Here is a 20,446-nt window from a genome sequence, read left to right as displayed (position 1 = left end):
GATGACGCAGCTTGCGAAAAAGCCTGTTTTCAGAGAAAACAGGCTTTTTCTTTTTCTAGAAAAAATGTAGCTGAAGGCAAAAAAAGTTCGCCGTGAGCACGTTATGAGAAATTTTAAATAAAAACGGGTAAAATAAAAGAAGAATGGTTGCGTGCGGAAAATATATTGAATCTGCCCGATCATCGGCTCCGGCCTTTGGCAAAGGCAGAGAACAGGCAATAATGATATGATGCAGCAGATGAAGGAGGTCATGCTTTGGACATATTTTTAGTCGTACTCGTACTTTTAACCATCATCGCGATCTCAAATATCGTAAATCGGTTTGTCCCCTTTATCCCAGTGCCTCTGATTCAGGTGGCGCTCGGTATCATTGCGGCGTCATTTCCGCAGGGGCTTCATTTTGAACTGAATACCGAATTGTTTTTTGTTTTGTTTATCGCTCCGCTGCTTTTTAACGATGGAAAACGGACGCCGCGTGCGGAACTTTGGAATTTAAGAGCGCCGATTCTGCTGCTTGCGCTCGGGCTCGTGTTTGCCACGGTGATTGTCGGCGGTTACACGATTCATTGGATGATTCCGAGCATCCCGCTGGCTGCCGCGTTCGGGCTGGCGGCGATACTGTCACCGACTGACGTTGTCGCGGTCAGCGCGCTGTCAGGGCGAGTGAAGATGCCAAAAGGCATTCTGCGTCTCCTTGAAGGAGAAGGACTGATGAATGACGCATCCGGCCTGGTCGCTTTTAAATTTGCGATTGCGGCTGCCGTGACGGGCGCATTTTCGCTGGCGCAGGCCGCCTTCAGTTTCGTTCTGATTTCAGCCGGCGGTTTACTCAGCGGTGTCGTCATTTCTTTTTTGATTATCCGTTTCCGGCTGTTTTTGCGCCGCCTCGGCATGCAGGATGTCACGATGCATATGCTGATTCAAATTCTGACGCCGTTCGTCATCTATCTCGCGGCTGAAGAAATCGGCGTTTCCGGCATTTTAGCTGTTGTGGCCGGCGGCATCACGCATGCGGTGGAGCAGGACCGTCTTGAATCAACGATGGTCAAACTGCAAATCGTCTCTTCAAGTACGTGGAATATTATTTTGTTCATTCTGAACGGTCTTGTTTTCGTTATTTTAGGGGCGCAAATACCGGATGTGGTTTCTGTCATATTTAATGATACCGCGTTTAACAATATGATGGTCATCGGGTACATTATCGTCATTACGCTGACGTTAATGATTCTCAGGTTTTTGTGGGTGCTGTTTTTTTGGAACGGCAAGTGGTTTTTTAACAAGGATCAGAGCATTTATAAACCCGGCCTGCGCTCGACCCTGCTGATTTCGGTTTCAGGCGTCAGGGGAGCGGTCACGCTTGCGGGTTCCTTTTCCATTCCTTACGTGCTCTCTGACGGCTCACCGTTTCCTGAACGGAATTTGATTCTCTTTTTAGCCGCGGGTGTTATTATGTGCACATTGGTGCTGGCGACAATCGTACTGCCGATTTTGACAGATAAGCCCGAAGATAATGTGAAAGAGAAGAAAGTCAAATTGCTGACAGCGAGACGGAAGCTGATAAAAGCTGCCTTAACCGCCATTAAAGAAAATATGAATGAGACAAACAAAACGGCTTCTTTTGCGGTCATTGCCGAATACAATGAGAAAATGAAAAATCTCAGATTTCAGCAGTTCACCGTCAAAAACCGCACGAAAAAAGATGAGCGGAAAGTCCGCGCCCAAGGGATACAGGCTGAACAGGAAGAATTGCTGCGGCTGATTGAGCGGGGCGACATACCGGAAGAAACGGCTGACAGCCTTCAGGAACGGTTTGATGAACTGGAAGTGCTGTATACGAATCCGTTTAAAGTCGGCTTATCTAAGAAAAAGCTGAAACGCCTGATGTACTGGATCTTTTTCGGTGAACATAAAAAGCCGGAAATGACGATTTTAAATGAAGAAGGCCTCATCCGCGCCACAAGGGTTAAAACGGCAAAAGCGGCCATTGAAAGCCTGAAAAAACACATGACCGAAGAAAATAAAGATGTGACGCTTGCCGTCATTTCCTTTTACAATCACCTGATTTTCAGGCTGGGGCACTCGTATCACGAACAGAATCCGAGCCGCCGTTTTGAAAATCAAAAACTCGAAATCAAACTGCGGGCCGTGCAGGCCATCCGCAATGAAATCCAAACATTATTCGAAGAGCGGGAAATTTCCCGCGATATGTCACATGAGCTTCGCCAATACATCAATGATGTGGAAGCGGCCATGCTTGACGGAGGAGAATAAAAAAAGTCCGGCGCACAAGGCGCCGGCTTTTTTTGCATATTACGGCCGATGGAATTCAACTGAATTGCCGTCGCGGTCAAACCAGCCTCTGAAGGCCCAGTTGATCCAGCCGCCATCACCTTTATTGGTGAAGCTTCCGTCTTCAAACACCCAAATGCCGTACGTGATGCCGTCATAAACGGCGGAACCGTAAAACTGAACACCGTTAAAATGATCTTCATATTCCTGGCTTAAATTAAACACCATGACGTTATATTTTTGTCCGGAAGCGTAGAATGAAGATTCCATTAAGTTTTTGACGAAGCCGTCACGGTTTTGCGCCGACTTAATCGCGTCAGCAATCGAATTGCCGATGCCGAGCAGGTCAACGTCAATGTTTAATCCGACATCTTTTGCTGAGACATCTGATGATTGCTGTGCCATGTTTTGAAGGACCGGGGTTTCTTTTGCGGATACAAAGGACAGAGGAGTCAGAGACAAAGCGGCGCCAAGGGCAACGGACATCGGAATACGCATACGTTTCATATGATTTCCTCCTTCAATTGTGTGGTGGCTACAGTAGCGATTTACCCGGACAGTTATCCAGTTAACCATGATTTTTGAAAAATAGGAAAATAATAACGGTAGTGGTGCTTGGGCACTAAAGATGGTTTTTGTGATGACGATGAGCGTATAATTGGTTTCTTACGGCGGAAATGTGAGATAATAATAACCGTTTACATAATGACTAGAAAGGATGGTTCAACGTGGCAAAAAGCTTAAAAGATACTGTAAAGCTTCATAATGGCGTTGAAATGCCGTGGTTCGGCCTTGGCGTCTTCAAGGTGGAAAACGGAAGCGTAGCGGCGGACTCCGTCGAAGCGGCAATCAGAAACGGCTACCGCAGCATTGATACGGCGGCTATTTACAAAAATGAAGAGGGTGTCGGCGAAGGCATCAGAGCTGCGGGCGTTGCAAGAGAAGAGCTGTTCATCACGTCAAAAGTGTGGAATGAAGATCAAGGATACGAAACGACACTTGACGCGTTTGAGAAAAGCCTTGAGCGCCTCGGCCTTGATTACCTCGACCTTTACCTGATTCACTGGCCGGGCAAGGATAAATATAAAGACACATGGCGCGCTCTTGAAAAGCTGTACAAAGACGGCAAAATCCGCGCAATCGGCGTCAGCAACTTCCAAGTGCATCATTTAGAAGAACTGCTGAAAGATGCTGAAATCAAGCCGATGGTCAACCAGATTGAATTCCACCCGCGCCTGACTCAAAAAGAAGTAAGAGATTTCTGCAAAGCGCAGGGCATTCAAGTGGAAGCATGGTCTCCATTGATGCAGGGACAGCTTCTCGATAACGAAGTGCTGTCACAAATTGCGGAAAAACATAACAAATCGGTTGCTCAAGTGATTTTGCGCTGGGATCTTCAAAACGAAGTCGTTACCATTCCGAAATCGATTAAAGAGCACCGCATCATAGAAAATGCCGATATTTTTGATTTCGAACTGTCACAGGAAGAAATGGAAAAGATCAGCGCATTGAACAAAGACGAGCGTGTCGGCCCGAATCCGGACGAGCTTCTGTTCTAAGAAAAAACAGCCCTTTACGGGGCTGTTTTTCTTTACATAAATGTCTGTGTCTGACGTTTTACGCTGAACCTGTATGCGGCTATTAATAACAGGGCGGCGGCAAAGGCTCCCAAAATGATGATGTTCAGCATCAGGCTTTGGAACGTGCGGCCTTGCTGCAATTGATCCACCGTATCGAGCACCCAGCGCTGAGGCAGAAATTCGGCGATTGTCTGCACCGTTTTCGGCATAATATTGCCCGGAAAGAAGCAGCCGGCCAGCAAGCATGTCGGCACGACGATCAAATTCAAAAGCGCCGATGCCGAAGCGCTGCTGTTGGAAAAACCGACGGCAATAAAGGCGACCCCGATCGCGCTTAATGCAAACAGCATCATCAGGACGAACAGCTGCCACAGCGGGAATGACGGATGAATATGAAAAGCGGCGCCCATAAAGAGAACGGCGAATAGAATTTGGACGGCCATGATAATGATATTCACCGCCGCGTTCGCCAATACATACTGCTTTGATGTGATCGGCGTTGACAGAAGCCTGTAGTATGTCCTGTTTTCTCTCTCTTTAATCATTAGTTCCGTCAGGTTGCCGGCGGAATAGAGCATAATGATAATGAGATACCCGATGACTGAGTAAGTCATTTCTTTATGGTTCGATGTATCTTGTAAAACAGCGGACTCCGTTTGAATGGGAGAATGCTTGAAATCGGCGTACATCTCCTGAAAGGCCTTTGCGTCTCCGCCGGAGGATTTGCCGATTGAGGCGACGCTGTTCATATAATTGTACAAATAAGAGCTGACATATCCGGTGACCTGGGCGCCTTTCAGCGAGGTCATGCCGATGTGAGACGGTTTCCCGTCTTTTACGCTTTGGGAGAAGCCTTTTTCAAACGTGATGAGCGCCTCCATTTTTCCTGAAGCGATCTTGGATGTGGCGGACGCAGCCGTTTCCTCTGAAATCCTCACATGATCCAGTCCTTTTAAAAACGCGGCCGTATCCTGTGCCACTTCTCCGCCGTCTTGATTGAGAATGCCGATATTGAGCGTTTCGGCTCCGCCGTTGGCATTGGTCATGAAGGAGAGGAAGACGCCGATCAGCGGAGCCCCGATATAAAGAATGAGCTGTTTTTTGCTTTTTGTAATCCCTTTGAGAGTGTGTGCAAACAGCCACCAGAAGTTTTTCATATTACAGTCCCTCCCGTCTTTGAAACGTAAATGCGGCGATCAGCAAAAAGAGTGCCGCTAATGCTGTATTTAAACCGAGTGCAGGCCATGCCGCTGATACATCATTTGCGTAAATGATGTTGTTAATCGCCTTATTGATCCAGGATAAGGGCGACAGAGCGGAAATTCCTCCGCCTTCATATTTGTAATAGGCGCCGCCGATAATGGACATCACCTGAACGATGATGACGGTGATTAATCTGGCGCTTTCGGGTTTTCTGGTCAAATAGCTCAGGCTGAGCCCGAAGCTGACGGCCAAAAGAATTTCAGAAACGAGAATCAAAAGCACAAGTCCCATGTGGCTGCCCCAATTCGCTTTTAAGATAAATTTGCTGAAGGCGACAACGGCAAGAATCGTCAGAACATTCACAGCCAAAATGCCGAGCATCTTTCCGAGAAAGATATCGCTTTTCCGGAGCGGGGCGGCGATCAGGCGATCTGCGGTGTGCCGTATTCTTTCCCCGCGGAATAAGGTGCTTGCAAAAATCGAGGCGTACAGCCCGATCATCGTCGTCATGGATATCGCATAAAAATCTTTCGCTTTCGGTTCTTTCGCTTTGTGTAAAGACGTCTGCTTCATATAATCGCTTTTGATTTGTCCGGCGGAAGGCGCCTTATGCGCCTTGTAAGCGGCGGCGCCTGCTTTGTATTGATTGGTAAAAGCGGTCAGCATGCCTTGGACGATCGTGCCGTTTATGCCGCTCCGGTCATTTGTAAAGACTTGAAAACCGGTGTTTTTAACAGTGACGAAAGCATCCGCCTGATTTTCTCTAACCTCGTTTTTGCCTTTTGCCTCCGTGGCCGCTTTTTGAAAATAGACATGCTCTTTTTTTGCGGCTTTCATAAACTCAGTAAAATCATGAGAAAGAGGGCCGTTTGACTGGTCCGTATATACGACCTCGATGTTCCCGACCGTCACCTCTGAATCAAAGGCGTTTGATAATGCCGCAGTAAAAATCAGCATGAAGACGATCGGAAAAGCAAGCATGAAAATAAAAGTCCGTCTGTCGCGGAAGCTGATTTTGATTTCTTTCCCGGCGATGTGCAGAATATTCATTTGCAATCCTCCTTTCAGTGAGGTCAGTCGCGCAGGCTTCTGCCTGTCAGCGTGAGAAATACCGTTTCTAAGTCAGGGGCCTGTTCCTGCAAGGAGCGGATTTCAATTCCTTTGTCCATGAAGTACCGGATCAGGCGGTTTAAATTGTTGACCCCTGTGTCAGAGCTGATTTTTACGCTGTTTTCTTCCAGTGTGGCGGCTCTGACGCCGGGCAGCTCCTGAATATCGCCGAGGCTGATGCCGTTTCCGGATGACAGCTCAATCACGACGTCCTTCGTGTCGGTAATGATGGAGGTCAGCTGTTCTTTTGTGCCTTCTGCGATGACCTTTCCGTGGTCGATGATGGCGATGCGTGTGCATATTTCTTCCACTTCCTCCATGTAGTGGCTCGTGTAGATGATCGTGCAGCCCATTTCATTCAGCTTTTTCACTGATTGCAGAATATAATTTCTTGATTGCGGGTCAATGCCGACCGTCGGTTCATCCATGATGATCAGTTTCGGCCGGTGGGCAAGGGCGCAGGCGATATTGAGCCGGCGTTTCATTCCGCCGGAAAAATGCTTCGGCAAATATTTGTGTTTATCGCTCAAGCCGACGAATGTCAGGGCCTCCTCGACCCGTTCTTTCAGAGCCGCCCCTCTCAGGCCGTACAGCCCGGCGAAGAACTTCACATTTTCATAGGCGTTTAATTCTTCGTAAATCGCGAGGTCCTGAGGGACGATGCCGATATTCATTTTCGTTGCTTTGCTATATTTGAAAATATCTTTTCCGAGAAACAGAATGTCTCCGCCTGAAGGTTTTAAAAGGCCTGAGATCATATTGATCGTCGTGCTTTTTCCGGCTCCGTTTGCGCCGAGAAACCCGAAAATCTCACCTTCTTTTACGGCAAGCGACATCTGGTCAACGGCGGCATAATCACCGAATTTCTTACTCAGCTGTTTGAGCTCCAAAATGTTCATGTTTCCACCTCTATGTCTTATGATGCTCTTATTATAAAAAAAAGAATGAACGGCCGTTAGTGCAGCTGTTCATTCCTTTGACATGAGAATCTTCATATTTTTCACATGAAAACATTCACTTATTCAACCGGAAGCAATGTCGTGACGGAAAAACCGGCCGTGCCGTCAAAAATAACGGTTCCGTGCAGGACGGCTGCCCGTTCTTCCATACCGAGCATGCCGAGGCCTTTTTTAAAGCGGACGGCGCCGTTTCCGTTATCTTTCACTTCCGCTTTCACGGCTTTATTCAGCACATGGATATCAATGAAAATCTGCGTGGCATCGGCGTATTTCATTGCATTGGTCAAGGCTTCGGTTACGTTTTCCTGAATGACTCTCCAATGCATTTGCGTCAGCCTGTCCAAATCGCCTTGATGCGTAAACGGAACCGGCATCCCGTTTTTGGCCGAAAATTCATCAATAAACGTTCTTAATCTGTGAATGCCCATTTGTTCAGCGGGCGGTTTCATATTTTTCAGCGTTATGCGGATATCCTCAATGCCCTCTTTGGAAATGGTAATGGCGTTTTGGAGCAGTTCAGCCGCTTTGTCCGGATGGGAGCCGAGCATCCGCTTCGCCGCTTCCATCTGAATGAGCGCGCCTGTCATGGAATGGCCGATTTTGTCATGGATGGCTTGGGACAATCTGTTTCTTTCTTCGAGTTTGCCGGTATACTCCGATTGTTTGATATATTCCGTGCTGCTGTGCAGCTGTTTCGTCAGTTTTTCAATGCTTGAGCGCATATTGTCTGACTGCTCTTCATATTTTTTCAGCCGGTCGCTGGACCGGGCGGCCAAAACGAATATCGCCAAGCAGAACAAGGTCATGACGATATAAGTCGGAAGGTCGCCGTACGGGATAAATAAAAACGGCAAAAACACGAGCAGGCAGAACACATAGCGGTGAACCGGATATTCGGCAAGAACGGCAAAAATGGCGGGCGGCAAAAGAAATAGAAACGCCGGATGGCCTAAGGCGGAAAGCCAGGCAGTCAATGCAAGCGAAAGCAGGGTGATCCCGCGCCTCCAAGCGGGCGGCCTGATCATGCAGACCGCAATGCCCAAAGACAGATAAGCGAGCAGAAACAAGACGGCGTACGGCGTGTAAGGGCGGTCTGCCGATACGAACAAAAAAGCCGTATAAAAAATGGCGATCAGTCTGCTCATCAGCATCCAAAAATCCATACCGTTCAACGCCCGTTATCCACCTTCCCGGTGATATAATAAATCGCGATCTGCGTTCTGTGCTCAAGCCCCGTTTTCCCTAAAATAGATGAAATATAATTGGCCGTCGTCCCTTCAGAAATGAAAAGCTGTTTTGAAATTTCCCTGTTCGACAGTCCTTTCGCAATAAGCGACATGATGCTGAGCTCTCTTTCAGTAAACTGGCTTTCATCAATCTGATGCGCGGCTTCCGCCGGCCGGAAAAGGCTGTCTTTTATTTTATCCAGCACGGTGTCCTGAAGAATGCTGTGTCCGTTGAAAACGCTTTTGATCGCATCGCGTATCCGTTCCGGTTCGGTGTTTTTTAATAAATATCCTTTCGCGCCGTTTTTAATCGCTTCTAAAATATACTCATCGTCGTCAAATGTCGTCAGGATCATCGGCTTCGTATCCGTTTCCTCCGCGATCCGTTTTGCGGCTTCGACACCGTTCATCACCGGCATGCGGACGTCCAGCAAGGCGATATCGACGGGATTGTGTTTACAATACTCTGCCGCCTCGAGTCCGTTTTCCAACGTTGCCGATACAGTAAATTCCTCATATGTATGCAAAATGATTTTCATTCCTTCTCTGATGAAAGAATTATCATCCGCGATAATGACATTAATCTTCATGGCCGCACCCTTTGTGTGTTTTTTGTTTCATTATATACCATCCGATTTTAAATCAAAAAGCCTTCCGGCGAAAGGTGCGCGGAAGGCGGATCGGTCAAGCGGGTTTTTTCAATTGAATGAAAAACAGCATCAGGAAAGAAATGATCACAATACAGATCACCCACACCCAGGCGAGTGTTTCATTGCCGGAGTCCATCGCGACGTAAATCGCTGTCGGCAGCGTTTGGGTGACGCCGGGAATATTTCCCGCAAACATTAAAGTCGCCCCGAATTCACCTAGCGCCCTTGCAATACTGAGAATGCTTCCGGTCAAGAGGGAGGGAAAGGCAAGCGGGACGGAAATACGGGTGAACACCTGCCACCTGCCGGCTCCGTCTACTTTCGCCGCTCCCTCAATGTCGGCATCAACCGCGGCGAAGCCCGTTTTAGCGGACTGATACATAAGCGGGAAGGCGACAATGGCCGAAGCGATCACCGCGGCCGACCACGTGAAAATGACGGGCTGGTGAAAAATCCGCTCAATCGCCCGGCCGATAAAGCTGTGTTTCCCGAAAATAATAATGAGAATGAAGCCGACAACGGTAGGCGGAAGAACGAGCGGGAGCATAAACAGGGTCTCCACAGCCGTTTTTCCGGGAAATCGCGCTTTCGCCATCCAGGCGCCGGCAAGCGTCCCGAGAATGATGACGGCGATGCCTGATGTCAAAGCCACCTGAAACGACAGTACGACGGGAGTGAAAAACTCCGAAGCCGTAATGTTACTTGGCAGTAAATCCATATTTCTTAAACACTTTCATCGCTTTATCTGACTGCAGATACTGATAAAACGCTTCTGCTTCTTTACGGTGCTTTGTATCCTTGACGATGCCGAGCGGATAAACGATCTGATCGTGCGTTTTCGCCGGCGCTTCATCGGTGATTTTCACCTTTTTCGAAATCAGCGCGTCTGTTTTATAGACAAGCCCGGCATCGACATTTCCGGTTTCAACATAAGAAAGCACCTGGCGAACGTCTTTTGCATAGACGACTTTATCTTTTACCTTGTCCCACAGGGATAATGCCGTCAATGACTGTTTGGCGTATTGTCCGGCCGGAACGGATTCAGGCGTGCCGAGCGCGATTTTTTCCGCGCTGTCTTTTTTCAGGTCATTCAGATGTGTCAGGTGTGCGCTGTTTTTCTCAGGTACGATCATGACGAGATCATTTTTCAAAAGATCCGTGCTGTCCTTTTTGTCGATATCTCCGTCATGAACGAGCTTTTCGAATTTATCTTCGGCTGCCGAGAAGAATAAATCAGCTCCCGCGCCTTGTGAAATTTGTTTTTGCAATGTGCCTGATGATCCGAAGTTGTCTTGAATGGTTACGTTTGAATGTGATTTTTCGTAGTTGGTCTGGATTTCTTCAAGTGCATCCTGAGCGCTGGCTGCCGCAGAAACGGTCAGCGTGACTTTTTCGTTTTGTCCGCCTTTGGACGATTGTCCGGATGAGCAGCCCGCAGTTGCCAGGAAAACGGCCATAGCCGCAGTTGTGAGTAGTGTCGCTTTCTTTTTCAACATTGTGCACCCCTTATAGCTAAATATCATTAGATCAAACTAATTATAACGCAATTGAACGTGATGGTGCGGTTTTTTTTCAATATCTGAACAGTTATAATAAAAACGGAGCGTGATAATATGACAGAAGCCACTTCCTATACAATAGAAGAAGTTGCGGGCCTTTTGAAGGTCTCCAAACTGACAGTATATGATTTGATAAAAAAAGGACTCATTCCGGCGTACAGGGTCGGAAGACAGATGAGGGTCGATGAAGAGGACTTAAAACAATATAAAGCAAACATGAGAATGTCAAAAAAGCCATCCGCAGCAGAAGCGCCTGACCCGTCCCGCGGGCGGGAGTCGGAAAAAAGGCAGTCCGTTATCATCAGCGGGCAGGATGTGTCGATGGACCTCCTCAGCAAACAGCTGGAACAAACAATACAGGCGGCTCCGCTCCGCAAGTACAGCGGCAGTTTGAACAGCCTGATCGAGATGTACCGCGGGGCCTGTGACATCGTCAGTCTGCATTTATACGATGGGGAGACGGGGCAGTATAACATCCCGTACGTGAAGCGCATTCTTTCAGGGGAGCCGTTTGCGCTTTTTCATGTCGTGCTTCGGCAGGCCGGATTATATGTGAAAAAAGGTAATCCGCTGAACATTCAGGGTTTTCAGGACATGAGCCGAAAAGATGTCCGCATCGTCAATCGCGAAAAAGGATCAGGCGCGAGGGTGCTGCTGGATGAACAGCTCAGATCTTTCGGCATTACGCCGTCTGATGTCGTCGGCTATCATGACATTGTCACGGATCATCTGTCAGCGGCTTCACAAGTATCAAGCGGAAAGGCGGATATCGGAGTCGGGTCGCAGCATGCGGCGCATATGGCGGGCACGGACTTTATCCCGGTGATCAGTGAGCAGTACGATGTGGTCGTCTTAAAACAAAACCGGGAGCTTGTTCAAAGCGTGCAGGACATTCTTAATTCTGAGGAATTCAAGTCTCAGCTTTCTCAATTATCCGGATATGATACGAAAATGACCGGACGGCTTATATATGAAACATGAAAAATCCCTCCATATAACGGAGGGATTTTTTTATTGCTTATAAAACCGCAGCAGGTCGCCGTTTAATATTTTATCGGAAAGCATCAGCTCTTGTTCCGCTTTTTCTTTCTCATCGCTGCACGCGCTCATGTCAGAAAGCGGTTCACCCGTTTTACGGCTGTAACACGTATTTTTCGTATAAATATGATCATCCGTGATAAAGCTGCCGTTTCTCAGCACCGCAAACGGGGTCCGCTCTCCGGAAAACAGATCATTGCCGAACTGAATGCTGCCTTTCGTTTCAATGCCGAGCAGGTGAAGCAGCGTCGGCCTTACATCAACCTGTCCCGCGGCGGAAGCAATCGTTTCCGGCTCACGGTCGGTCACCCCGGGAATATGAATGATAAACGGCACGCGCTGAAGCTGAACCGTATCAAACGGAGTGATTTCCTCTTTCCCTAAGAATTCGGCAAGTCCTTGATTATGGGCTTCGGATATACCGTAATGATCTCCCATCAGGACGATCATCGCGTTGTCATACAGTCCTTCTTTTTTCAGCTTCTTGAAAAAGTGTTTCAGGGCCTCATCTTCATAGCGGACCGTCGTCACGTAGCGGTTTAATAACTCGCTGCTTGTGTCCGGTTCCTCAATGAGCTGATCCTGTTTATCAATTTCAAAAGGAAAATGGTTGGTCAAAGTCAGCAGGCTCGCGTAAAACGGCTGCGGAAGCTTCTTTAATTTTTCCGCTGACTGTTCGAGAAATTCCTTATCCTTCAGGCCCCAGCCTGTTGAATTTTCCTGTGTCACCTTAAATTCATCCGCGTCGAAAAAACGGTCGATTCCGAATGCCCCGTACATCTCATCCCGGTTCCAAAAGGCCTTATGATTGGCATGCAGAACGGCTGAATAGTATTGACGGTCTTTTAACATATGGTACATCGTATTGAACCGGTGGCCGCTTTTTGTGAAAAAAACGGCGCCGCTTGAAGACGGATACAGCGAATTCGCAGTAATGAATTCTGAATCTGAGGTTTTTCCCTGTTCAGTCTGCTGATAAAAATGAGTGAAGTCATAACTTTTTTTCCGCAGTTTATTTAAAAACGGGGTAATCTCCCGCCCGTTGACCCGCTCATCCATTACAAAACGCTGTGTTGATTCGAGCGTAACAAAAATCACATTGCGCCCCTTTGCGAGCCCGAACTTTGATTCGGACGGCCTGCTGTAGTCGGCTTGAGTGTAATTCGCGACCGCCGCAAGGCTGTCTTCGTCGGCAAACGCTTTAGCCCCTGCATTCAGCGTCTGCGAAATGGTGTCATACAAATGAAAGTGGAACAGGCCGATTCCTTTTACGAGCGCTTCACGATCAAAAGGGTGCTTGAACAGCTTCGGCTGCTCAGCCTCAGACAGCGCAAGGTTGCACAGCATGAGGCCGGCTGATGCCCACGCATACGCTTTAACGGTACGGGTGCTGGCTTTACCTTTACCAGCTTTATGCCTTTTACCAAGATAAAACAAAACCGCAATATCCAAAAATAAAGCGATATAAAGCGGGTGAAACAGCTCTTGGACGCTGCTTCCCATATCACCCATATTGCTCGCCTGAAACAAAACTGGTATGGTGATAAAATCAATATAAAACCCGTAAAACACCGTATTCGCGATTAAAATTCCCGTCAGCATCACATTTGCCGAAAGCAGAAAGATCCGCTGTTTTTTTTCTGTCAGCAGCAGGGCGATGCCGAACAGCGGCACAATGAAGCTCAGCGGATTAATGAGAAGCAGACATTCCTCAAGAACCGAATTGTTCTGCAGATCAAAACCGAGCTTATAAACGGCATAGGTTTTCATCCACATGAACAGGATGGACAGGCATAAAAACCGATGATTGCTGAAAAAGGTTTTCTTCATATGTATGACTCCTCACCCTAAAAGCGAAAGATGCTTTTTGTTTAAGAGATGCGGCTGTGAACCAGTTCGTATAAATAATAGCAGGATACAATCGTTAAGCCGGCCAGCACAAGCTGCTCCGAAAAACTCCCCGTTCTCATATAAAGGGGAAGACGGAAGCGGATGGCGGACGGAAACAGCAGTTTAATGCCGTTGACGGTCCATGCGTCAAGCACAAGATGGCTCGCCATTCCGATCATCAGTCCGGCGGAAATGCTCGGATTCGGAATATAGGTTGCCGTAATGAAAAACATAATAAGCATAAACAGCAGGCTGTGTGTAAACGTTCTGTGGCCGAACACCGTGCTTACGATTTTGGACAGAACGGGCAGCGTCCTGCCGATTTTGCTTTTCGTATGGCATATGTCGGGAATCAGCGCCCCGAGGGCACCCGCTGAGGTCATAAGGACCGGATCATACCCGTAATAATACGCAATTGCGGAACAAGAAGCGATGCCTCCCATGATGTGTGTTTTTCCTGTCATTTTTCGCTTCTCCTTTTTATTTTTGCCAAAATCCCCTGAATTACAAATATATCAAGAGAATGCATGTTTGATCAACAAACTTTACCTGTTCCGCCAAAAGGAAGGAGACGCGGATTCCGCATATTCTGCCGCGGAAAAAGACACATTATAGGTGTACCTATATTTGATAAAGAGGTGATACAGATGGCTTTCTTTAACAAAGAAAAAGGAAAAAACAGCGATAAAAACAAAAACGTCATTCAAGGCGCGCTTGAAGACGCCGGTGCAGCTCTGAAAGACGATCCGCTTCAAGAAGCTGTTCAAAAGAAAAAAAACAACCGCTGACCATATAAGACGGGTAGGGCGAACGCTCTATCCGTTTTCCATCTAATTTTTCCCTTTGACAGATCTTTTTATCTCTGATAACCTCTGAGTAGAATTGAATGATAAAAATCCTCACTCTTTCTCGGTGAGGTAGAGGTTGCGCTTGATGATGAGTCGCACATGCCAGGCTGATAGGGGGCCGCAAAACATGTGTTAAAGGCATCAGCGCCGAAGTGTAAAGAAAGCCGATCCTTCTTTATGCTGGGACTGTATCTGAATAAGTGCAGGACTGCCGCGTGCTTTTTCGCGGAGGGCTATCCGGAGATCAAGGGTGTGTGTTTCTTTAAGCATGGACTTTTGTTCAGGCTTTTTTTGCGTGTAAATATGGTCTCGGGGTCTGGTCCGTACGAATGAACAACCAGGAGGTACAGGAATGGAACAGACGAAAAAATGGGGTTTTTGGTTATTAACGGCGTTTGTCGTAGGAAATATGGTAGGCTCGGGCATCTTTTCGCTTCCGAGTACGCTCGCAAAAATCGCGAGCCCGTTCGGCGCCACATCGGCATGGCTTTTAACGGGAGCCGGTGTGTTAATGATCGCGCTGGTCTTCGGCCACTTATCCATCCGCAAGCCTGAGCTGACGGCGGGGCCGCAAAGCTATGCGCGTGCGCTGTTCAGCGATCGGAAAAAAGGGAATGCAGCGGGCTTCACGATGGTCTGGGGCTACTGGGTGGCGAGCTGGATCAGCAACGTGGCGATCATCACGAGCCTTGCCGGATATTTAACATCATTTTTCCCGATTTTAACGGATAAGCGTGAAATGTTTTCGATCGGCGGTCAGGCGGTTACGCTCGGCCAGCTGCTGACGTTTGCCGTATGTACGGTTTTATTATGGGGCACTCACACGATTCTCGTCACCAGCATTAACGGTGCGAGTAAATTAAATTTTGTCACGACGTTTTCAAAAGTATTAGGATTTATCTTCTTTATCATTGCAGGTTTATTTGTGTTTCAAACGTCGTTTTTCGATCATTTTTATTTTCCGGTTCAAACAGGTCCTCACACAGTTGAGGGAATCGGCGGACAGATCCACAATGCGGCGATTTCAACATTATGGGCGTTCGTCGGAATTGAATCGGCAGTCATCTTATCCGGGCGCGCCCGTTCGCAGCGCGACGTGAAACGCGCCACCATTACCGGATTATTGATCGCGCTCAGCATCTATATCATCGTAACATTGATTACGATGGGCGTGCTTCCGCATGGTAAGCTTGTCGGCTCGGAAAAACCGTTTGTTGACGTATTGTACGCGATCGTCGGCAATGCGGGAAGCGTCATCATGGCGATTCTGGCGATTTTGTGTCTGTTCGGAACGATGCTCGGCTGGATTCTTCTCGGCTCTGAAGTTCCGTATCAAGCGGCGAAATCAGGAGACTTTCCCGCTGCTTTTGCAAAAACGAATAAACAGGGAAGCCCGGTTGTGTCGTTAATCGTAACGAACGTGATGTCACAGATCTTTATCTTTTCGGTTATTTCCCGGACGATCAGTGACGCGTTTACGTTTTTAACGACGGCGGCGACGCTCGCTTATCTGATTCCGTATCTCGTGTCAGCGTTTTACAGCCTGAAGCTCATTTTTACGGGTGAAACGTATGACGAGATAAAGGGTTCAAGAGTAAGAGACGGTATCATCGCCATCCTTGCCTGCATTTATTCTTTTTATGTCATTATTACCGGAACGGCCGATTTAACGACCTTTATTCTCGGTATCGGGCTGTTCTTCGTCGGTTTGCTGTTATATCCTTTCGTCTCAAAGAAATTTGCAAACAACAGACAATCGGTATGACAAAAAGACATCTCACGTCTGTGAGATGTCTTTTTTATTTGCGGCGGCGGGTTACGTTTTGACGGCGTGTATATAATGAATGGTCTCGAATGCGGTTAAATGGTCAGTGCGTCCGCTGAAAAAACGGTCAAGTGTAAAGCGTAATAAAAAGCCGCTGTGACAGCGGCTTCGGGATTACTTCGTTAAGCTTTTTGTGATGTAGTCAAGCTGGCCTTCAAGTGAGATCGGGTCTGAGAAATAGAAGCCGATCGGATCAATGCGGTAGACATGGTTTTGTTTGACGGCATCGAGGTTCTTCCAGATTGAGCTGTCAAGCACGCCTTTGTCGTCACCGCCGGCCTGCCATGGCCCCATAAAGATGTAGTCTCCCGCGAAGTCAGGCAGTTTCTCGAGTGAAATGCTGGCGTAGCCCGGTCCTTGATTAATGGCTTTTTCCTGCGTCAGTTTTGTGGCCTTCAGCCCGAGTTTGTCATAAATGATGCTTCCGCCGCGGCCGAAGTCTTTACCGAATACATAGATGTCTTTTCCGTTTGTCTGCATGATGGAGATGGTTTTTGAGCCGACCGCTTTTTGAACCTTTGTTTTAGCGGCAGCGGTTTTCTTGTCCCATTCAGCCAGCCATTTGTCTGCTTTATCTTCAGTGCCTGTCATTTTCGCAAACTCTTTGAATTGATCAATGTTGCTGAGCTTGTCATATTTAATGGCGATGGTCGGCGCGATTTTTTCCAGTTTTTCAATATCGGCGCCTTGTGTCGTCCAGACAACGATTAAATCCGGCTTTAAGTCAATGATTTTTTCAACGGACGTGCCGTCGCCGATGTTTGTCACACCTTTTGTTTTCCCTTTGTAATAAGGGTTTTTAAATACGTTTTGCGGCGCGCCGACAACATTGATGCCGAGCTGTTTAAAGTCGCCGTAGTAGCCGTCAGCCATGACGACGACCCGTTTCGGGTGCTTCGGAATTTTAATATTGCCGTTTTCGGCTTTATACGTGATGGTTTCTTCTTTTTCAGAAGAACCTTTCGTGTCTGAAGAATTGCCGCATGCGGCCAAAGCGGCGATGAGCAGCATGGCAATCAGCGCTGCGCCGATTTTCTTGTATGTATGGAACATCTGACATTCCTTCTTTCATGAGTATTAGTGATAAAGAGAATCATTATCAGTGTGATTATATCACTGCTTTCATAGAGAAGCACGCTCTTTTTTAAGAAAAACTTTCTTTTTTTATATGAAATTAGGTCTATTAAAAGAGAAGATAAAAGTGCTATACTGAAACAAGTCATTGATAATCATTATCATTACCATTCTTGTTTTGAGAAAGGAAGAACGAGTGTTGGGTCTATTGAAAAAGAAACAGACAATGACGGCTCTAGGGGCATCAGGGAGTGAAATCCAGTGGACGGCGCGTTCATTCAGAGCGGCTGTGCTGCTGTGTGCCGGGATTGCGGTTTTATTGATCGGCGCGGCCCTGTCTGTTTCCATCGGAGCTGCCGATATTCATCTGCGGACGGTGTGGGATGCTCTCTTTCACTTTCAGCCGCAAAATACATCTCATCAAATCATACGCGATCTGAGGCTGCCGAGAACCGCCGCCGCCGCGCTCGTCGGGGCTTTTTTAGCTGTGTCCGGGGCGATTATGCAGGGGCTGACGCGGAACCCGCTTGCTGAGCCTTCCATTATGGGCGTGACGTCGGGGTCAGGATTTGCGATCGCATTGGCGTTTGCTTTTTTTCCGGGCCTGTCTGCGGCGGGACTTGTTTTGTGGTCCTTCGCGGGAGCGGGAATCGGAGCGCTTATTGTGTTTGGCATCGGCCTGTTTTCTAAAGGCGGTCTGACACCGGTGAAGCTCGCGCTGGCCGGTACGGCAGTCGGCTATTTCTTAACGGGGCTTTCAAGCGCGATTGCGATCCGTTTTGATGTCGCCCAGGATGTGAAGTTCTGGTATGCCGGAGGAGTTGCTTCCGTGAAATGGGAAGGCGTGCAGCTGCTGTTGGCGGTCGGGGTTATCGGACTTTTGCTGGCATTTCTGATTGCGCGCTCAGTGACGGTGCTGAGCTTGGGTGAGGAGCTGGCCAAAGGGCTCGGGCAGTACACATCGCTTGTGAAAGTAATCGGAATGTTTGTCGTTGTCCTCTTGACGGGGGCTTCAGTCTCAGTCGCCGGAGCCATTTCTTTTATCGGCTTGGTGATTCCGCATATCACCCGATTTTTAGTCGGGGTAGATTACAGGTGGATCATTCCCTGTTCGGCGGTATTCGGCGCCGTTCTGTTAGTCTTCAGTGATATTGCCGCAAGACTCGTCAATGCGCCGTTTGAAACACCGGTCGGCGCTTTAACCGCCCTTATCGGCGTTCCCTTTTTCTTTTATTTGGCGCGCAGGGAAAGGAGAGGGCTGTAATGAATGTAAAATCGAAAAAACCGCTGGCGGTCATGGCCGTTACGTTTTTGCTCATATGCATCGTCTTTTTTATCAGCTTAAACATGGGCGTGATCCGGATTGCGCCTCTTGATACGCTACGTGTCTTTTTCGGACAAGGGGATGCCCGGGATCAGCTCGTTTTATTTGAATTCAGACTGCCGCGCATGGTGCTGTCATTGCTGGTCGGCGCCGGAATCGCGGTTTCAGGCGCGATTTTTCAAAGCGTGTCTCAAAATGACTTGGCGGAGCCGGGCATTCTCGGTATTAACGCCGGGGCGTCTTTGGCGGTCGTTCTGTTTATCTTCTTTTTCCAAGGATCAGCTGTTGATTTAAGCATGGCCGGTACATGGCTGCTTCCGGTGAGCGCTTTGGCGGGGGCTTTTCTGGCTGCGCTGCTCATCTATGTGCTGGCTTGGAAAAAAGGCGTTTCACCTGTCCGGCTCGTTTTGGTCGGGATCGGCGTCAATGCGGGGTTTAATGCGCTTCTCTTGATTTTTCAGCTGAAAATGGACCCGCGGGATTTCATGCAGGCGCTTGTATGGATTTCCGGTTCGATTTGGAACGCCAATTGGAAAATGGTGCTGTCCATTTTGCCGTGGCTGCTGGTTCTTTTACCGTTCAGCCTCTATAAAGCCAGGTATTTAAATGTGCTCCAGCTCGGTGATCAGCTGGCGGCGGGGCTTGGCACCCGGGTTGAAAAGGAGCGGCGCGTTCTGCTGATGTGCGCCGTTGCCCTGACCGCGTCATGTGTTGCGGCAGCCGGCGGAATCGCTTTTCTCGGACTCATTGCGCCGCATTTGGCCAGAAGGCTTACCGGACCGCGCCACCAGACGCTAATCCCGGTTTCGGCTTTAATCGGAGCATTTTTATTTCTGCTTGCCGATACGCTGGCGAGAAATGTGCTTGCACCGTCGGAAGTTCCCGTCGGCCTGGTGATTTCCGTGCTCGGAGCGCCGTATTTTGTATATTTGCTGATGAAAACGAAATAGAGGAAGGAGACTGCCGCGATGAACTCATTATCGGCGGAACAGCTTACTGTCGGTTATGGCGACCGTTTGATAGCGAAAGAATTGGATATCGCCATCCCGAAAGGAAAAATTACAACGCTGATCGGTCCGAACGGCTGCGGAAAATCGACGGTTCTCAAAACGATGTCAAGAATCATGAAACCGAAATCCGGCGCCGTCTATTTAAACGGACAGGCGATCATGCAAAAATCCACGAAGGACATCGCCAAGGAAATGGCAATTCTTCCGCAGACGCCTGAAGCGCCGAGCGGGCTGACGGTGTACGAACTTGTTTCTTACGGCAGGTTTCCGCATCAGTCCGGAATGGGCCGTTTGAGTGATAAAGACCGTGACATGATCAAATGGGCGCTGGAAGAGACGGGGATGGCCGAATTTTACGACCGGCCGATCGAAGCGCTTTCCGGGGGGCAGCGGCAGCGTGTGTGGATCGCCATGGCGCTCGCTCAAGAAACGGAGCTGCTGCTTCTTGATGAGCCGACCACTTATTTAGATCTCGCCCATCAGCTTGAAATTTTGCAGCTGCTGGACAAATTAAACAAGGAGCAGGGCCGCACCATTTTAATGGTCATTCATGATCTGAACCATGCCGCCCGTTTTTCCCATTACATGATCGCCCTGAAAAAAGGGCGCGTCATCAAGGAAGGAACGGCGGAGGAAGTCATGACTCCCGGCATATTGGAAGACGTTTTCCAAATTGACGCACAGATTGTAAAAGATCCGCGCACGAACAAACCGGTCTGCTTAACCTACGATTTAATCCGGCATGAAAACGCAACGGTATGATGAAAAAAAACGCAGAGCCATTCGGGACTGACCCCCGTTTTTGAGACAGGGATCAAAACACCTTTAAGCAGCCAGCTGTCGGTATGTGACCGGCGGCTG

19 protein-coding genes and 1 riboswitch are annotated in these 20,446 nt (G+C 48.3%); of the genes, 8 read left to right on the top strand and 11 right to left on the bottom strand.

Features of this window, described 5'->3' with window-relative positions; all coding sequences use genetic code 11:
• Positions 1-255: 255 nt before the first annotated feature.
• A complete protein-coding gene (locus tag AC3WTF_RS07645; RefSeq protein ID WP_129003596.1) occupies positions 256-2,271 on the top strand; it encodes a Na+/H+ antiporter in 2,016 nt (671 codons plus the stop codon).
• Positions 2,272-2,310: 39 nt separating this feature from the next.
• Here the strand turns inward: AC3WTF_RS07645 and AC3WTF_RS07640 are convergent, their stop codons facing one another.
• A complete protein-coding gene (locus AC3WTF_RS07640; RefSeq protein WP_129003598.1) occupies positions 2,311-2,796 on the bottom strand; it encodes a stress protein in 486 nt (161 codons plus the stop codon).
• 221 nt (positions 2,797-3,017) lie between these two features.
• On the opposite strand from AC3WTF_RS07640, the gene AC3WTF_RS07635 reads away from it, so the two are divergent.
• Positions 3,018-3,848, top strand: coding sequence for an aldo/keto reductase (locus AC3WTF_RS07635; protein ID WP_007410023.1), 831 nt, complete (start codon positions 3,018-3,020; stop codon positions 3,846-3,848).
• Between the two features lie 32 nt (positions 3,849-3,880).
• Here AC3WTF_RS07635 and AC3WTF_RS07630 read toward each other — a convergent pair whose 3' ends face one another.
• The 7 genes from AC3WTF_RS07630 to modA all read right to left on the bottom strand — a co-directional run bounded on the left by AC3WTF_RS07630 (position 3,881) and on the right by modA (position 10,513).
• Positions 3,881-5,026: an ABC transporter permease gene (locus AC3WTF_RS07630; RefSeq protein WP_129003602.1), complete on the bottom strand. Its 1,146-nt coding sequence runs from the start codon at positions 5,024-5,026 to the stop codon at positions 3,881-3,883.
• 1 nt (position 5,027) lies between these two features.
• Positions 5,028-6,122, bottom strand: a complete 1,095-nt coding sequence (locus tag AC3WTF_RS07625) for an ABC transporter permease (RefSeq protein ID WP_277507289.1) — start codon at positions 6,120-6,122, stop codon at positions 5,028-5,030.
• 23 nt (positions 6,123-6,145) lie between these two features.
• Complete coding sequence (locus AC3WTF_RS07620) at positions 6,146-7,081, bottom strand: ABC transporter ATP-binding protein (RefSeq protein ID WP_020956334.1); 936 nt, start codon at positions 7,079-7,081, stop codon at positions 6,146-6,148.
• A 119-nt stretch (positions 7,082-7,200) separates the two neighbouring features.
• Positions 7,201-8,304 (bottom strand): sensor histidine kinase, encoded by a 1,104-nt coding sequence (locus tag AC3WTF_RS07615; protein WP_047936429.1) that lies wholly within the window; start codon positions 8,302-8,304, stop codon positions 7,201-7,203.
• 5 nt (positions 8,305-8,309) lie between these two features.
• Positions 8,310-8,957 carry a response regulator transcription factor gene (locus AC3WTF_RS07610; protein WP_007410028.1) on the bottom strand — a complete coding sequence of 216 codons (648 nt, stop codon included), beginning with the start codon at positions 8,955-8,957 and terminating at the stop codon, positions 8,310-8,312.
• 94 nt (positions 8,958-9,051) lie between these two features.
• Positions 9,052-9,735 carry a molybdate ABC transporter permease subunit gene (gene modB / locus AC3WTF_RS07605; RefSeq protein WP_020956333.1) on the bottom strand — a complete coding sequence of 228 codons (684 nt, stop codon included), beginning with the start codon at positions 9,733-9,735 and terminating at the stop codon, positions 9,052-9,054.
• Positions 9,716-10,513 carry a molybdate ABC transporter substrate-binding protein gene (modA, locus tag AC3WTF_RS07600; RefSeq protein WP_007410030.1) on the bottom strand — a complete coding sequence of 266 codons (798 nt, stop codon included), beginning with the start codon at positions 10,511-10,513 and terminating at the stop codon, positions 9,716-9,718. The genes modB and modA overlap by 20 nt, the downstream gene beginning before the upstream one ends.
• Before the next feature lie 117 nt (positions 10,514-10,630).
• On the opposite strand from modA, the gene AC3WTF_RS07595 reads away from it, so the two are divergent.
• Complete coding sequence (locus tag AC3WTF_RS07595) at positions 10,631-11,557, top strand: substrate-binding domain-containing protein (RefSeq protein WP_042635480.1); 927 nt, start codon at positions 10,631-10,633, stop codon at positions 11,555-11,557.
• Between the two features lie 30 nt (positions 11,558-11,587).
• Here AC3WTF_RS07595 and AC3WTF_RS07590 read toward each other — a convergent pair whose 3' ends face one another.
• Positions 11,588-13,444 (bottom strand): LTA synthase family protein, encoded by a 1,857-nt coding sequence (locus tag AC3WTF_RS07590; protein WP_007410032.1) that lies wholly within the window; start codon positions 13,442-13,444, stop codon positions 11,588-11,590.
• A gap of 41 nt (positions 13,445-13,485) precedes the next feature.
• Complete coding sequence (locus AC3WTF_RS07585) at positions 13,486-13,968, bottom strand: metal-dependent hydrolase (protein ID WP_007410033.1); 483 nt, start codon at positions 13,966-13,968, stop codon at positions 13,486-13,488.
• A gap of 183 nt (positions 13,969-14,151) precedes the next feature.
• Here AC3WTF_RS07585 and sspJ point away from each other — a divergent pair, with 183 nt between their 5' ends.
• Both sspJ and AC3WTF_RS07575 read left to right on the top strand, forming a co-directional pair.
• A complete protein-coding gene (gene sspJ / locus AC3WTF_RS07580) occupies positions 14,152-14,292 on the top strand; it encodes a small acid-soluble spore protein SspJ (protein ID WP_007410034.1) in 141 nt (46 codons plus the stop codon).
• A 122-nt stretch (positions 14,293-14,414) separates the two neighbouring features.
• A riboswitch (Lysine riboswitch) is annotated at positions 14,415-14,596 on the top strand.
• A gap of 108 nt (positions 14,597-14,704) precedes the next feature.
• On the top strand, positions 14,705-16,117 hold the full coding sequence (locus tag AC3WTF_RS07575; protein WP_014418866.1) for an amino acid permease: 1,413 nt from the start codon (positions 14,705-14,707) through the stop codon (positions 16,115-16,117).
• A 174-nt stretch (positions 16,118-16,291) separates the two neighbouring features.
• Here AC3WTF_RS07575 and AC3WTF_RS07570 read toward each other — a convergent pair whose 3' ends face one another.
• The gene (locus tag AC3WTF_RS07570) at positions 16,292-17,230 is read right to left on the bottom strand and encodes an iron-hydroxamate ABC transporter substrate-binding protein (RefSeq protein ID WP_012118425.1); all 939 of its coding nucleotides are present in this window, start codon (positions 17,228-17,230) and stop codon (positions 16,292-16,294) included.
• 247 nt (positions 17,231-17,477) lie between these two features.
• Here AC3WTF_RS07570 and AC3WTF_RS07565 point away from each other — a divergent pair, with 247 nt between their 5' ends.
• Genes AC3WTF_RS07565 through AC3WTF_RS07555 form a run of 3 tightly spaced genes read left to right on the top strand, consistent with a single transcriptional unit; the run spans position 17,478 to position 20,347 of the window.
• On the top strand, positions 17,478-18,515 hold the full coding sequence (locus AC3WTF_RS07565; protein ID WP_031378357.1) for a FecCD family ABC transporter permease: 1,038 nt from the start codon (positions 17,478-17,480) through the stop codon (positions 18,513-18,515).
• Positions 18,515-19,525, top strand: coding sequence for a FecCD family ABC transporter permease (locus tag AC3WTF_RS07560; protein ID WP_020956329.1), 1,011 nt, complete (start codon positions 18,515-18,517; stop codon positions 19,523-19,525). The genes AC3WTF_RS07565 and AC3WTF_RS07560 overlap by 1 nt, the downstream gene beginning before the upstream one ends.
• A gap of 18 nt (positions 19,526-19,543) precedes the next feature.
• Positions 19,544-20,347: an ABC transporter ATP-binding protein gene (locus tag AC3WTF_RS07555; protein ID WP_007613715.1), complete on the top strand. Its 804-nt coding sequence runs from the start codon at positions 19,544-19,546 to the stop codon at positions 20,345-20,347.
• Positions 20,348-20,446: the final 99 nt, after the last annotated feature.

The organism is Bacillus sp. EB106-06-01-XG163, from assembly GCF_058791615.1.
Note: the sequence above shows the minus strand (reverse complement) of the source record. Positions and strands in the feature narration are given on the sequence as shown.